The organism is Polaromonas sp. P1_E12, from assembly GCF_056405975.1.
In genome coordinates this window covers 440,085-453,740 of the sequence record NZ_JBFUBB010000003.1, presented here as the reverse complement: position 1 = coordinate 453,740, position 13,656 = coordinate 440,085, and the positions used below count along the sequence as shown (strand labels likewise).

General features: G+C 63.1%; 13 protein-coding genes. 9 read left to right on the top strand and 4 right to left on the bottom strand.

The window, feature by feature from the left end; genetic code table 11:
* Window positions 1-150: 150 nt before the first annotated feature.
* Window positions 151-1,302 (bottom strand): ABC transporter substrate-binding protein, encoded by a 1,152-nt coding sequence (locus AC1D13_RS11985; RefSeq protein WP_457281256.1) that lies wholly within the window; start codon window positions 1,300-1,302, stop codon window positions 151-153.
* Between the two features lie 52 nt (window positions 1,303-1,354).
* Here AC1D13_RS11985 and AC1D13_RS11980 point away from each other — a divergent pair, with 52 nt between their 5' ends.
* Both AC1D13_RS11980 and AC1D13_RS11975 read left to right on the top strand, forming a co-directional pair.
* Window positions 1,355-3,484, top strand: a complete 2,130-nt coding sequence (locus tag AC1D13_RS11980; protein WP_457281257.1) for a molybdopterin-containing oxidoreductase family protein — start codon at window positions 1,355-1,357, stop codon at window positions 3,482-3,484.
* 6 nt (window positions 3,485-3,490) lie between these two features.
* Window positions 3,491-4,630 carry an aminopeptidase gene (locus AC1D13_RS11975; protein WP_477689582.1) on the top strand — a complete coding sequence of 380 codons (1,140 nt, stop codon included), beginning with the start codon at window positions 3,491-3,493 and terminating at the stop codon, window positions 4,628-4,630.
* 51 nt (window positions 4,631-4,681) lie between these two features.
* On the opposite strand, the gene AC1D13_RS11970 is transcribed toward AC1D13_RS11975, so the two are convergent.
* The 3 genes from AC1D13_RS11970 to AC1D13_RS11960 all read right to left on the bottom strand — a co-directional run bounded on the left by AC1D13_RS11970 (window position 4,682) and on the right by AC1D13_RS11960 (window position 7,106).
* Complete coding sequence (locus AC1D13_RS11970) at window positions 4,682-5,152, bottom strand: GNAT family N-acetyltransferase (RefSeq protein WP_457281259.1); 471 nt, start codon at window positions 5,150-5,152, stop codon at window positions 4,682-4,684.
* Window positions 5,149-5,955 (bottom strand): class I SAM-dependent methyltransferase, encoded by an 807-nt coding sequence (locus AC1D13_RS11965; RefSeq protein WP_457281260.1) that lies wholly within the window; start codon window positions 5,953-5,955, stop codon window positions 5,149-5,151. Before AC1D13_RS11965 ends, AC1D13_RS11970 begins: the two co-directional genes overlap by 4 nt.
* A 236-nt stretch (window positions 5,956-6,191) precedes the next feature.
* Window positions 6,192-7,106 (bottom strand): alpha/beta fold hydrolase, encoded by a 915-nt coding sequence (locus AC1D13_RS11960; protein WP_477689581.1) that lies wholly within the window; start codon window positions 7,104-7,106, stop codon window positions 6,192-6,194.
* Window positions 7,107-7,500: 394 nt separating this feature from the next.
* On the opposite strand from AC1D13_RS11960, the gene AC1D13_RS11955 reads away from it, so the two are divergent.
* The 7 genes from AC1D13_RS11955 to AC1D13_RS11925 all read left to right on the top strand — a co-directional run bounded on the left by AC1D13_RS11955 (window position 7,501) and on the right by AC1D13_RS11925 (window position 13,580).
* Window positions 7,501-7,833, top strand: coding sequence for a polyhydroxyalkanoic acid system family protein (locus AC1D13_RS11955; RefSeq protein WP_457281261.1), 333 nt, complete (start codon window positions 7,501-7,503; stop codon window positions 7,831-7,833).
* A 20-nt stretch (window positions 7,834-7,853) separates the two neighbouring features.
* Window positions 7,854-8,786 carry a LysR family transcriptional regulator gene (locus AC1D13_RS11950; protein ID WP_477689580.1) on the top strand — a complete coding sequence of 311 codons (933 nt, stop codon included), beginning with the start codon at window positions 7,854-7,856 and terminating at the stop codon, window positions 8,784-8,786.
* Window positions 8,787-8,819: 33 nt separating this feature from the next.
* Window positions 8,820-10,073 (top strand): CaiB/BaiF CoA transferase family protein, encoded by a 1,254-nt coding sequence (locus AC1D13_RS11945; protein ID WP_457281263.1) that lies wholly within the window; start codon window positions 8,820-8,822, stop codon window positions 10,071-10,073.
* An 89-nt stretch (window positions 10,074-10,162) separates the two neighbouring features.
* Window positions 10,163-11,113, top strand: a complete 951-nt coding sequence (locus tag AC1D13_RS11940) for a hydroxymethylglutaryl-CoA lyase (RefSeq protein ID WP_457281650.1) — start codon at window positions 10,163-10,165, stop codon at window positions 11,111-11,113.
* Window positions 11,110-11,502, top strand: a complete 393-nt coding sequence (locus AC1D13_RS11935) for a VOC family protein (RefSeq protein ID WP_457281264.1) — start codon at window positions 11,110-11,112, stop codon at window positions 11,500-11,502. Before AC1D13_RS11940 ends, AC1D13_RS11935 begins: the two co-directional genes overlap by 4 nt.
* Window positions 11,503-11,537: 35 nt before the next feature.
* Complete coding sequence (locus AC1D13_RS11930; protein WP_457281265.1) at window positions 11,538-12,521, top strand: Bug family tripartite tricarboxylate transporter substrate binding protein; 984 nt, start codon at window positions 11,538-11,540, stop codon at window positions 12,519-12,521.
* Between the two features lie 84 nt (window positions 12,522-12,605).
* The gene (locus tag AC1D13_RS11925; RefSeq protein ID WP_457281266.1) at window positions 12,606-13,580 is read left to right on the top strand and encodes a Bug family tripartite tricarboxylate transporter substrate binding protein; all 975 of its coding nucleotides are present in this window, start codon (window positions 12,606-12,608) and stop codon (window positions 13,578-13,580) included.
* The last annotated feature ends 76 nt before the right edge of the window (window positions 13,581-13,656 follow it).

The window sequence follows — 13,656 nt, the reverse complement described above, 5'->3', positions numbered from 1 at the left end:
TACAAACGGTTTGATTTGTAAAAACTAAGTTACAAATACGTGAGATAGGTCACTACTTTAGCGGAAGCCAGCAACGCAACAGCCGGTAATTTGTCACCTTTTGCATCATCCAACCCACAACACTCGCCAATTTCCGCTATCTCACTCTTCCTATTCCCGCACCCGTCCGGTGGCATCGATCAGGCTGAGTTCCACCAGTTTGGAGCCCACGCGGTCCCCGTCAAAGTGCACCCGAAAACCGCCCAGGTTCAACTCCTGCATGGTGTCCAGTGCCTTGCGCAGTTTGACGCGGGTCGGGTCCTTTCCGGCCTTGCGCAGGGCTTCGACATACGTCCAGGCAGCGATGTAGCCTTCGAGCATGTACACATTGGGTTTGCCCAGTTTGGCCGCTGTAGCGTCGGCCTGCAGTTCACGGACCAGGACGCTCTTGGCGTTGTCCGACTTGGGTGTGACGCGCACCACCACCACACCGGCACCGGCCGCACCCAGCTGCTCGGCCAACAGGCTTTCGCCAGTGCTGGAAAAGCCGTAGATGGGCCCGCGAAATCCCTTGGCGCGCAAATCGCGTATCGCGCTGGCGGCGCCGGCAGCGTCGCTGATGACCAGTACGGATTCAGGCTTCTTGCCCAGAATCTGTTCAACGCTCGCGGCCACACTGCCGCCCGAGAGGGCCGACTTGGCCACCAGGTTGGCGCCCAGCCCGCCCATGGTGCGCTCGGCTGAATCCAGTGCCGCCAGCGATTCGGCATCCTTGCCGTGCAGTATGGCCAGCTTGCGCATGCCCAGGGTTTCGGCGTGCCGCGTGATCATGGCAGCTTCTTCCGAATAACCGGGCCGGACCGAATACACGTTGGGATAGAGCGAGCCGCGCAGTTCGTCGGCGCCGGCCATGGGGGCGAACAGCAAAATGTCGGTGTCTTTCAGCAGCGGGTTGACGGCCGTGACCTGCGGCGAGCCGTAGTAGCCGAAGAGCGAAAACACCTTCTGGTCCAGCAGCTTGCGGGTGTTGGCCGCGGCGGTATCGGGGTTGCCCGCATCGTCCAGCGTCGTCAGTTCGATCTTGCGGCCGTTGACGCCACCGCCGGCATTGACGTGGTCGAAGTAAAGGCGCGCGCCCTGGGCAAACGGCACAGCCAGTGTGCTGCCGGGCCCCGTCATGGCCAGTGACTGCCCCAGCGTTACAGCGGTTTTGCTGATGCCGTCCTCGGCATACACCCACGGCGCCATCAGGGCGACCAGTGCCGCTACCATGGTGATCCTGACCAGCGCGCGGAATGACTGCATTCCTGTTTTTGTTGTCATGTTGTCTCCTCATCCCCGGGGGCCGGTATGGCTGTCAATATAAAGTTGAACCATGAGCAATACCATCAGCATCTCCCCTAGGACCGAGGTCAAACCTGACACCGGGCTGAAGCCTGCGGCCGTACAGGTGCTGGGTGCCTGCCCGCACGACTGCCCCGACACCTGCTCGCTGCTGACCACAGTGGAGGACGGCGTGGCCATCCGCGTGCAGGGCAACCCGGACCATCCGCATACCGGCGGCGTGCTGTGCAACAAGGTGTCGCGTTACACCGAACGCACCTACCATCCGGAGCGCCTGCTGAGCCCGCTCAAGCGCAGCGGCCCGAAAGGCAGCGGACAGTTCGAGCCGGTGAGCTGGGAAGCGGCGCTGGCCGACATTGCGGCCCGCCTCAAGCCCATCGCCGCACGCAATCCCGAAGCGATCGTTCCTTACAGCTATGCCGGCACCATGGGCCAGGTGCAGGGCGAAAGCATGGCGGGCCGGTTTTTCAACCAGCTCGGTGCGTCATTCCTGGACCGCACCATCTGCTCATCAGCCGGCGGCGAGGCCCTGACGCAAACACTGGGCGGCAAGGTCGGCATGCGGGTGGAGTTTTTTGCCGAATCGAAGCTCATCATCATCTGGGGCAGCAACTCCATCGGCAGCAACCTGCACTTCTGGCGTTACGCACAACAAGCCAAGCGCGACGGCGCAAAACTTGTCTGCATCGATCCGCGAAAAAGCGAAACCGCCGAGAAATGCCATGAGCACATCTCGCTGCTGCCGGGTACCGACGCCGCGCTGGCGCTGGCCCTGATGCACGAGCTGATCACCCACGACTGGCTCGACCACGACTACATCGCGCAGCACACACTGGGCTGGCAAAGCCCGGATGGCGGGTTGCGCGAACGCGCGCTGCAGTGGCCGCCTGAACGGGCGGCCGCGGTCTGCGGCGTGCCGGCGGAACAGATCCGCTCGCTGGCGCGCGATTATGGCGAATGCTTTGTCAAAAAACAGCCCGCAGCGATCCGCCTGAACTACGGCATGCAGCGCGTTCACGGCGGCGGCAATGCGGCGCGTGCCATTGCCTGCCTGCCCGCGCTGACGGGCGCGTGGCGGCATCGCGCCGGTGGCGTGCTGCTCAGCAGCTCGGGGCTCTTTCCCGTCGACAAAGCCGCCCTGCAGCGGCCCGACCTGCTGCAGGGCCGCCAGCCGCGCACCATCAACATGAGCACCATCGGCAACGCCTTGCTCGAAGCTGCATCGCCTCAATTTGGCCCGAAGATCGAGGCGCTGATCGTCTACAACAGCAACCCGGTGGCAGTGGCGCCGGAATCCGGAAAAGTGGTTCGGGGCTTCGCGCGTGAAGACCTCTTCACTGTCGTGCTTGAGCACTTCCAGACCGACACGGCCGACTACGCCGACTACATCCTGCCGGCCACCACACAGCTGGAGCATTGGGATATGCATGCCTCCTATGGCCACACCGACGTGCTGCTGAATCGCCCCGCTATCGCGCCCATGGGCCAGGCCAAACCCAATACGCAGATCTTTCGCGAGCTGGCCGCCCACATGGGCTTTACCGACCCCTGCTTTGCCGACAACGATGAGCAGCTGTGCCGCGCCACGTTTGGCGACAAGGTGGACTTTGGGCAATTGCTGGACACGGGCTTTGCCACGCTGGCGCTGCCCGATGCGCCGTTTGCCACCGGCAACTTCCCCACCGCCTCCGGGCGCTGCGAGTTCTTCAGTGCGCGCCTCGCGGCCACCGGCGCCGACGGCCTGCCCGGCCACGTGCCCAATTACGAAGCAGCCAACACATCCGACCAGTTCCCGCTGGCCATGATCTCACCGCCCGCGCGCAACTTCCTCAACTCCACCTTCGTCAACGTGAAAAGCCTGCGCGATATGGAAACCGAACCGGTGCTGGAGATTCATGCGGACGATGCCGCTGCACGCGGCATCACCACGGGCGCGGTCGTCAAGGTGTTCAACCAGCGCGGCGAGTACCGGGTCAAGGCTGAAGTCTCCACGCGGGCACGCCCCGGCGTGGTCAACGGCCTGGGCATCTGGTGGCGCAAGCTGGGCCTGGACGGCACCAACGTGAACCAGCTCACCAGCCAGCACCTGACCGACATGGGCCGCGGCCCCGTCTTTTACGATTGCCTGGTGCAGGTGCAGCGCGACGCTGAAACAGCCTGAGGCACGGTGAGCCGAACGCGCGCCAAGACACTGACCGGCCTGGCTGCTGCGCTGGCCGCAGCCGCGTTATGCCTCACGGGGTGTGCTGACCTGGGTTACTACTGGCAGTCCGTCAGCGGCCACATGCAGATGCTCAACGCCGCCCGGCCGGTGGACGACTGGCTCGGCGAAGCGCAAACATCGGCCTCATTAAAAAGCCGGCTGGAACTGTCGCAGCGCATCCGCAGCTTTGCGGTGACCGAGCTGAAACTGCCGGACAACGCCAGCTACCGCCGCTATGCCGACCTGCGCCGCAGCGCCGTGGTCTGGAACGTGGTGGCGGCGCCGGCGTTTTCACTCACGCTCAAAACCTGGTGCTTCCCGGTCACAGGTTGTGTCGGCTACCGCGGCTACTTCAACGAGGCCGACGCGCGCGCCGAAGCGGCGCGGCTCAAGGCCGAAGGCCTGGAAGCCAGCGTTTACGGCGTGCCCGCGTATTCCACACTGGGCTGGATGAACTGGGCCGGCGGCGACCCCTTGCTCAACACCTTCATCGGCTACCCTGAGGGGGAACTCGCCCGGCTGATCTTTCATGAACTGTCCCATCAGGTGGTGTATGCGCCGGGTGACATGATGTTCAATGAATCGTTTGCCACTGCCGTCGAGCGCCTGGGCAGCGAGCGCTGGCTGGCCACGCAAGCCGGTGACGACGCACGCAAGGCCTACGCCGTATTTGACGGCCGGCGCCGGCAGTTCCGCGCGCTGGCACTGGCCACGCGCCGCGAATTTGCCGCAATTTATGATCAAAAAGATGCCGCAGCCCAATCAGAACCTGCGCAAATAGCTAGCAAAATGATAGCGCACCAGCGCTTTCGCGACGCCTATGCTGAACTCAAGGCATCATGGGGCGGCTTTGCCGGCTACGACCAGTGGGTGGCGAACGCCAACAATGCCTCGTTTGGCGCACAGGCCGCGTACGACGAACTGGTACCGGGCTTTGAAGCGCTGTTCGAACGCGAGGGCCGCGACTGGCAACGGTTTTATGATGCGGTCAAAAAGCTGTCCCGGCTACCCAAGGACGAACGGCGCAAGGCACTTGAACACAACATGGTGAACCTTGCGCAGGCACACAGTCACCAACGCAAGGCCGGACAGCCCAAAGAGTAGTTCAGCCTGGGCAGCGTCCCAGCACATGCGGCGAGGGGCGTATCTATAGGCTTACACGCACATGATCGTGAGGCGGTGTCCCTGATGTTCCGTATGTTCGACGACTTTCCAGCCGAGCCGGGCATACAAGGCTTCGCTGTTCGGCGTAAACAGGTAGACCTTGTCTTTGCCCATGCCGGCGGCCTCCCGAACCACATGCCGGACCAGCGCCGACCCAATCCCCTTGTTCCTGTGCTCGGACGCGACATAAACGCTGGACAACCAAGGCGATAAGTGGGAATGGGTAATCGTTTGCGGCAGCAGGCTTGCCGACCCCAGAAGCCGGCCTTCGCAGACCGCCACAAAGGTCATCGGCAACGCGCCCTTCTGCGCGGATGCCTTCAGCCTCTGCGTGCGCTGCTCAACCGTAACCGATGTATTGAGATAGCCGAATTGCGCCTGGTGCCACACGGCCAGCGCCGCGAGATGCTGCGGGTGGTCGGCAAGATGGCCAATGCACACAGGAGATGCTGCGTGCCTCATGCCAGTTGAACCCAGGCAGCAACAGACATGGGCGGCACGGTCACAGTGTGCTCGTCGCGGCCCGCCAATTCCCGGGCCAGCAACGCGTCGACATCGTGATGATCCGCATCAGCACGCCCGAGCTTTCGAGCCATGGGTGTGACCGACCTGACCGCCTCCAGAGGCAGTTCGATTGAACGTGCACCATACTGAAGAGGTGCTGATGTCTGCACCTGCACACTGCCGTAGCGCGTCAAAATACTTGGGAGCCTTGCTGCCATGTACGGATTGATGCCTGCGTCCAGCATGACATCGCCTATGAACACAATCGCCTCATGTGTTTCTGGCGATGCAGGCGGCCAGATGCTGCTGTGTACGCCGCGGAAAAAATCCATTTCCAGAAACGCCATCGCTCCTCCCGGCCGGACCCAATTGGCCACGCGTGCAACAGCAGCCTCGGGACTTGCGATGTACAGCAGGAAGTACCGCCCAACCACAGCGTCAAACATCCGGGGTGGCTCAAAATCGTCCAGATCAGCCAAAACAAACTTCACATTCTGAAAACCCGAATCAGCGATGCGCAACGCAGCGGCATCAAGCTGGGCCGGGTCCCGGTCCACCGCCGTCACTTCGCCGCCGGGCCCCACACGGCTTGCCAGCAACAAGGTCATATCACCGCTTCCACAGCCCAGTTCCAGGACCTGGGACCCAGGCTGTACGCCGGCCCCTGTCAACAGGTTCTCGGTAAGCGGCAGTATCGCCAGCCCCTGCATTTTCAACCTGTCGCGCTCTTTTTCACTGCTGTGCAGCGGGTAGCTTTTCATCCTTCATGGATCCTTTTTTTTGGTTGTCATGTCGTTCCAGAGCTGCGGCAAAGTGCCCGCACGGGATGCCCCAATCGGTCAGGCATACATCGTCGATGTGACGCCAGCAACGTGATTCTCGAAAGAGCAGTATCCAGCCCCTGCAAGGCTCTGCACAGTGTGTGAACTACGGTATCCAGAGATCTCGGCCCGGTAGGCAATACCGTAGCCAAGCCGACTCTCTGACCACGACCGGGCTAGAAAATCCCGTATTGCGCGGCCCGGTGCGCAGCTTCAGCCCGCGTCTTGCTACCCAGGGCTTTCAAGGCAGCGCTCACATGCATTTCAACCGTACGAGGACTCAGGGATAGTGTGCGTGCGATCTGTTTGTCGGTCTGTCCTTGCGCTACCTGCCTCAGCACCTCGGCTTGGCGCACTGTCAGCCGGAAAGCAGGTGCCACAGCGCCCTCGTTGCCGGCGAGAAATTCAAGCACGGTATCGCGCACCCCGGGCCATGCCGGCTCCTCCACCAAAGGGATGTTGTTGTGCGAGTCAATCGGAACGAAGCGTGCGGCAGGAATGAGTGTGGCCAGTCTTTGCCCTTCGTCTATCGGATACAAAATGTCTCGGCGGGCGTGTAGAACCAGGCATGCAGTGTCAATCCGCTTCGCACTTTCGGTGAGGTCAAGGTCATAGAACGCCCGGACGCTCTGCGCAGCGATGGCGCCGTTCATGCGCTGGCTGACGATTCGATCATGGGCCTCAAGTTGCCCGGCCGAGGCGTCCGGGAGAAATTGTGCCGTGAATATGCGCCGGAAAGACACCGCAAACTCGCTTCGCCCATCCAGTCCGGATTCATACACCTGCAACGCCGCCATGGCATCGTCCCGTTGCGCGGGAGTCAGTTCACGCCGCAAACGCCCGCGAACGGCCCCTCCATAGATAACCAGGCGCGTCAACCGGGCAGGATGGCGGGCGGCATACTCGATTGCCGCATACGCCCCCGTACACACCGCCACCATGGCAAAGCGCGTCAGACCCGCTGCATTGACGACCGCCTCAATGTCTTCCACCCAGGCATCCAGGGACATGCGCTCAGGTTTTCGCTCCGAAAGCCCACAGCCCCGCATATCGAGCCTGATCACGGTGTGGCGGGCGGCCAGCGCGTCCATCCAGTGCCTGCTCGCGGGTCCAGGCGATGTCAGGTCGTTGTCGGTGTACTGCAGGGTGACCCACACGACTGGCGGCCCGCAGCCAGTTGCAGTGAAAGCGATGGCCGTTCCATCGGCGCTTTTGCAAAAATGAATGGAATTTGGATTCTTCAAAAGAGGGGGCTGTTGCAAATTTGTCTGACAACGCACGGGTAGATGGGGGTGCGTCAACAGTGCTCAGTATCACATCACAACGCAGTGTCTTGAACAGGGCCGAAAGCGTAGCCCGCTTTGAAATACTGCCTGAACGAAACGTCGGCACCGGTAAGCGTTTTATGATGCAGTCAAACGGCTGGCCCGGCTGCCAAAGACGAACGGCACAAGGCGCTTCAAATCAACAACACGGAGACCACCAATGGCTGACATCCAGATCCAGCGCGAACACACCCTGGGCCTTGCGGAGGCGCGCAAGATCGCCTTCAAATGGGCCGAGCAGGCCGAAGAAAAATTCGACATGGAATGCACCTACGAAGAGGGCAAGGACGAAGACCTGGTCAGCTTTACCCGCTCTGGTGTCAGCGGCACGCTGACCGTCACCAAGGACCGCTTCGATCTCCAGGCCAAGCTGGGTTTCCTGCTCGGCGCCTTCAAGGACAGGATCGAGGACGAAATCGTGAAAAACCTGGACACCCTGATCGCGAAAAAGCCTGCAGCCAAAAAAGCCACCGCCAAAAAGAAAGCGGCCTGAGTTTTCAGGCTCATTTCCCCGTGAGCTACAACCTCGCCCGGTTTGACCTGGTGTCGGTGCGCCTGGCGGTGGCCTGCGCCCAGACAGGCAGCCTGACGGCCGCTGCACGCGATTCGCACCTGGCGCTGGCTGCCGCCAGCCGGCGCATCCGGGAGCTTGAAGACGCCCTGGGCGACGCGCTGTTCGAACGCCATCCACGCGGGCTACTCCCCACGGCGGCGGGCCGCGTCTTCGTCAAACACGGGCTCACGCTGCTGCAGACCATGGAACAGTTGGGCGGCGAACTGGCCGACCTGCGGCGCGGCATCGCGCGCCACATCCGCCTGTGCGCGAGTAGCGCCGCCATCAGCCAGTTTTTGCCGCCCTTGCTGGCGCGCTATGGCGAGCTGCATCCGCAGGTGCATATCGACCTGGAAGAGCAGGTGTCGGAAGCCGTGGCGGCCACTCTGCGCGAAGGCCGGGCCGATGTGGCGGTATTTGTGGAAGGGCCCGACACCACAGGGCTGGACACGCGTCTCTTTCGCGAAGACGAGCTGGTGCTGATCCTGCCGGCCGGCCACACGCTGGCAGGCAAAACGCCGCTGGCCTTTGTCGATGCGCTCGACGAAGAATGGATCAGCCTGACCGCCGGCGCCGCCATGCTGCAAAAGCAGCAGCAAGCCGCGCTGGCCGCCAACCGACCGCTGAAGCTGCGCATGCAGGTGCGCAGCTTTGACGCCGTCTGCCACATGGTGTCCTCCGGCCTGGGCGTCGCCATCCTGCCCAAGGCCGCGACGCTACCCATGGTCAAAAGCATGAAGCTCAGCTGGCGGCCGCTGGCCGACGCCTGGGCCCAGCGCCGCCTGCTGACGGCCACCATGGCGGGCCAGTCAGATGCGGGGATTGCATCGCTGGTGGATTTTCTTACCCCGCTTTCGCAAAACGCGAAACCTAAAGCCCTAAAACGGAAATAGACGGAGCCGGACCGCGGCGGCACACTGCCGCCCATGCCCTCCCCTGAAAAATCCCTCGCGGCTTCTACCCACGCTCCCGGCCAGGGCCCGCTCACCGGGCTCAAAGTGCTGGAACTCGGCCAGCTGATTGCCGGGCCTTTTGCCGCCAAGACGCTGGCGGACTTCGGCGCCGACATCATCAAGGTCGAAACGCCGGGCACGGGCGACCCGCTGCGCAAATGGCGCCTGCTGAAAGACGGCACTTCCGTGTGGTGGCAGGTGCAGTCGCGCAACAAGCGCTCGGTGGCGCTGGATTTGAAGAGTCCTGAAGCGCAGGCCATCGTGCGCCAGCTCGCGCTTGACGCCGACGTGCTGATCGAGAACTTCCGCCCGGGCGCCATGGAAGGCTGGGGCCTGGGACCCGACGAATTGCTGGCGCTGAACCCACGACTCATCATGCTTCGCATCAGCGGCTACGGCCAGACCGGCCCTTACCGCGACAAGCCGGGCTTCGGCGTGGTGGCCGAGGCCATGAGCGGCCTGCGCCACCTGACGGCCGAGCCGGGCCGTGTGCCGGTGCGCGTCGGCGTGAGCATTGGTGACACGCTGGCCGCGCTGCACGGCGTGATCGGCATCCTGCTGGCGATGCAGGAACGCCAGCGCTCCGGCAAAGGCCAGGTGATTGACGTGGCGCTTTATGAAGCGGTGTTCAACTGCATGGAAAGCCTGCTGCCTGAATACAGCGCCTTTGGCGCGGTGCGCGGCGCGGCCGGCAGCGCCCTGCCCGGCATTGCACCCAGCAACGCTTATCTGTGCAAGGACGGCGGCTATGCGCTGGTGGCCGGCAACGGCGACAGCATCTTTAAACGGCTGATGACCACCATAGGCCGCAGCGATCTCGGCAACGACCCGGCGCTGGCCGATAACGCGGGCCGCGTGGCGCGCGTGGCCGAGATCGATGCGGCCATCGGCCAATGGACGTTGAATCTCACAGTAGACGAGGTGCTGGCGGCGCTCGACAAGGTCTCGGTGCCCGCCGGCCGCATCTACACCGTGGCCGATATCGTTGCTGACCCGCACTACCAGGCGCGCGGCATGCTCGATGAAGTAAAGATGGACGACGGAAGCCTGCTGGCCGTTCCCGGCATCGTGCCCAAGCTTTCGCGCACGCCGGGCGGGCACCGCCGAAATGCGCCGCAGGTGGGGCAAGACACCGATGCGGTGCTGCGCGAGATCGGGCTTTCAATCGAACAGATTCAGGCGCTCAAGGACAAAGGCATCGTGGCTGGAAAGGATGTCAAATCGTGAACACCCTGAAACGTGAAGTGCGCCGCGCCGGGCCGCCCCAAGCAAGCATAGCCCCCTCGGGGGGCAGCGTATTACACGAAGTGAAAAGCGTGGGGGTCAAGATCCATTTCAACGAGGTCGCCACGCGTGACGGCTTCCAGATCGAGCCGAACTTCATCCCAACCGATGACAAGGTCGCGCTGGTCGATGCCCTCAGCGTATGCGGCTACGCCAAGATCGAAGTGACATCGTTTACCTCGCCCAAGGCCATCCCCATGCTGCGCGATGCCGAAGAGGTGATGGGCCGCATACGCCGTGTGCCCGGCGTGGAGTACACCGTGCTGGTGCCCAACCTGCGCGGGGCGGAGCGAGCGCTGGAGTCGCGGGCCGACGAACTCAACCTGGTGATGTCGGTATCGGAAACCCACAACCTGGCCAACCTGCGCATGCCCCGCGAGAAAAGCTTTGCCGCGCTCTCTGATGTCATTCGCCATGTTGACGGCCGCACGCCCATCAACATTTCGCTGTCGTGCTGCTTCGGCTGCCCGATGGAAGGCGAAGTGGTCGAGGACGAAGTGCTGCGCTGGAGCGATCGCTTCGCCGCCTTCGGCGCAGACCGCGTGCGCGGCCTCACGATCTGCGACACCACCGGCATGGCCCACCCGGCTCAAGTCGGCCGCATGGTGGAGGCGCTACAACAACGCTTTGAAGGCCTGCAGCTGACCTTGCACTTTCACAACACGCGCGGCATGGGCCTGGCCAACGTGCTGGCGGCCGTGCAGGGCGGCATTACGCGGTTTGACGGCTCGCTGGGTGGCCTGGGCGGCTGCCCCTACGCGCCCGGTGCCAGCGGCAACATCAGCAGCGAAGACGCGGTACACATGCTGCATGCGATGGGTTACGACACCGGTATGGACCTTGAAAAGCTGCTTGCGGTGGCGCGGCAAATGCCCGGCATCGTCGGCCATGACGTGCCTGGGCAGGTGGCCAAGGCCGGCCGGATTACCGATTTGCATGAGCCACCGCCTTATGTGGCCGAGCTAAGGGCCGCCTCGGCATGATTCGGCAACTGGATCACCTGGTGCTGACCACCTCGGACGAAGCCCCCTGCGTGGACTTCTACACCCGCGTGCTGGGCATGACGCTGGAAACCTTCACCGGCGGCACACCACCTGTAGAGCGCAAGGCCTTCAAGTTCGGCAAGCAGAAGATCAACCTGCATGTCAAAGGGCGCGAGTTTGAACCCAGAGCCCACCTGCCGGTGCCCGGCGCTCTGGACCTGTGCTTTCTGGCCGGTGTCCCGCTTGCTGACGTGATCACCCATCTCGAGCGGGAGCGCTGTCCAATCATTGAAGGCCCCGTGCTGCGTACCGGCGCCACACAAAAGATCCGCTCGGTCTATGTGCGCGACCCCGACCTGAATTTGATAGAGATTTCCGAACCCGCCTGAAACAGCATCCCAAAACTACAACCGGAGACAACGACATGAGACAACGTAATTTCTTCCACCATCTCGCCATCCTGGCAGGGGCGATGACCGGTCTGGCAATACTGCCTGCCGCGGCGCAGCAGGCCTATCCCGGCCGCCCGGTCACCGTCATCGTTCCGCAGGCGGCGGGCGGCGCCAACGATGCCATTGCGCGCATCGTGTCCCAAAAGCTCGGCGAAATCATGGGCCAGACCTTTCTGGTTGATAACCGGCCCGGCGCGGGCGGTAATGTCGGTACCGCCCAGGTGGCCAAAGCCAGGCCCGACGGCTACACCCTGCTGCTGACGACCAACAGCGCGCACGTCATCAATCCCGCCATCTACAAAAGCACCGGTTTCGACCCCGTGAAGGATTTCGAGCCGGTCGGCCTGGTGGCCAACGCCGGCTATGTGCTGGTTGCCAACTCGGCCTTTCCCGCCAATTCGGTGGTCGAGCTGATTGCCCAGGCAAAAGCCAGCCCCGGCCAGATCAGCTATGCCTCGGCCGGCAACGGCACGCTGAACCACCTGATCGGCGAAATGTTCAAGCGGGCGGCCGGCGTGGACATGCTGCACGTTCCCTACAAGGCTTCGGCTGCCGCAGCCACCGATGTTGCCGGCGGACAGATTCCGGTGTCGGTGCAGAGCCTGCCGTCGGCGCTGCCCTTCCTGCAGTCCGGAAAAATCAAGGTGCTTGGCGTGGTGAACGAAAAGCGTCTGGCCTCCTTGCCCAATGCGCCGACGATTGGCGAAACCCTGCCAGGCTTCGGCTCGACACCATGGTATGGGCTGTTGGCGCCCGCCGGTACGCCCAGGGAAGTCATCGTCAAGCTGCAGGCCGCCCTTGAAAAGACCCTGGCCAGCAAGGACGTGGCGGACAAGCTCGCGGCACAAGGCTGCGACGTGATGACCGCCAGCCCAGCGCAGTTTGCTGCGTTGATCCAGGGCGACCTGCCGCGCTGGAACAAGATCGTCAAGGACTCTGGCGCCCGCATCGACTGATCCACCGCCCTTCAGCCAAAACCTGGTCGGACATTGCCCGGCCTGAGCCACCCTTCCCCGAAAAAATACTATCCGGAGACAACCATGACCCTTATTTCCCGCAGAACCCTCATGACCGTCGCCAGCCTGAGCACGGCCGCATGGCTCAACCCGGTGCGTGCGCAGCTCGCCGGCAAACCCATCACACTCATTGTGCCCACAGCGGCCGGTGGCACCACCGACATTGCGGCACGCATGCTGGCCGAGCCCTTGGGCAGGATTCTGCAAACCTCGGTGGTCGTGGACAACCGCGGCGGCGGCAACGGCAACATCGCCGGCCAGATGGTCGCGCGAGGCCCGGCCGATGGCACCAGCCTGCTGGTGCAGTACTCGGGCTACCAATGCATCACGCCGCTGATCCAGCCGGTGCCTGGCTTTGACCCGGCGACCAACCTCAAGCCGCTAGGCCATTTGATTGACGCGCCGCAGCTGCTGGTGGTACGCGGCAACTTTCCCGCCGACAACTTTGTGGACTTCATCAAGTACGTCAAGGCCAACCCAGGCAAGGTCAACTATGCATCCAGCGGCAACGGCTCGCTGCAGCATGTGACGACCGAGCTGCTCAAGGACCTGACCAAGACTTTCATGGTGCACATCCCCTACCGCGGTACGGGCCCGGCGCTTAACGACCTGCTGGCCGGCACGGTGGACTTCACCATCACCACACCGCCGCCGCTGCTGCCGCACATCCGCGCAGGCAAGCTCAAGGCGCTGATGGTGACCGGCCGCACGCGCCTGGCCGCGCAACCCAATGTGCCGACCGCTATCGAGACGGGTGTGCCGCTGGTGGCATCGTCGTGGTTCGCGGTCTACGGGCCGACGGGACTGTCCGCCGACCTGCAAGGCCGACTCTCGCTGGCCATCAAGCAGGTGGTGGAATCGGAAGGCTTCAGGAAGCGCGCCGAAGAGCAAGGAGCGAAAGCGGTTGTGATGAGCGGCGCCGAGCTGGCTACCCTGGGTGACAACGAGCGCAAGATGTGGGACCGGATCGTGAAACTGGCGAACATTAAAGCCGACTGAAGTCTTTAACAGCCAGCAAAAAGCGGCACAGCCCCGGTGCAAATTGCGCCAGGGCTGTGCCGCTTTTTTGTGGAAG

Bases quoted from the DNA above. Each gene is read 5' to 3' on its own strand.
- AC1D13_RS11985 (WP_457281256.1), bottom strand. From the start codon at position 1,302: ATGACAACAAAAACAGGAATGCAGTCATTCCGCGCGCTGGTCAGGATC.
- AC1D13_RS11980 (WP_457281257.1), top strand. From the start codon at position 1,355: ATGAGCAATACCATCAGCATCTCCCCTAGGACCGAGGTCAAACCTGAC.
- AC1D13_RS11970 (WP_457281259.1), bottom strand. From the start codon at position 5,152: ATGAGGCACGCAGCATCTCCTGTGTGCATTGGCCATCTTGCCGACCAC.
- AC1D13_RS11965 (WP_457281260.1), bottom strand. From the start codon at position 5,955: ATGAAAAGCTACCCGCTGCACAGCAGTGAAAAAGAGCGCGACAGGTTG.
- AC1D13_RS11960 (WP_477689581.1), bottom strand. From the start codon at position 7,106: ATGGACGCGCTGGCCGCCCGCCACACCGTGATCAGGCTCGATATGCGG.
- AC1D13_RS11955 (WP_457281261.1), top strand. From the start codon at position 7,501: ATGGCTGACATCCAGATCCAGCGCGAACACACCCTGGGCCTTGCGGAG.
- AC1D13_RS11945 (WP_457281263.1), top strand. From the start codon at position 8,820: ATGCCCTCCCCTGAAAAATCCCTCGCGGCTTCTACCCACGCTCCCGGC.
- AC1D13_RS11935 (WP_457281264.1), top strand. From the start codon at position 11,110: ATGATTCGGCAACTGGATCACCTGGTGCTGACCACCTCGGACGAAGCC.
- AC1D13_RS11930 (WP_457281265.1), top strand. From the start codon at position 11,538: ATGAGACAACGTAATTTCTTCCACCATCTCGCCATCCTGGCAGGGGCG.
- AC1D13_RS11925 (WP_457281266.1), top strand. From the start codon at position 12,606: ATGACCCTTATTTCCCGCAGAACCCTCATGACCGTCGCCAGCCTGAGC.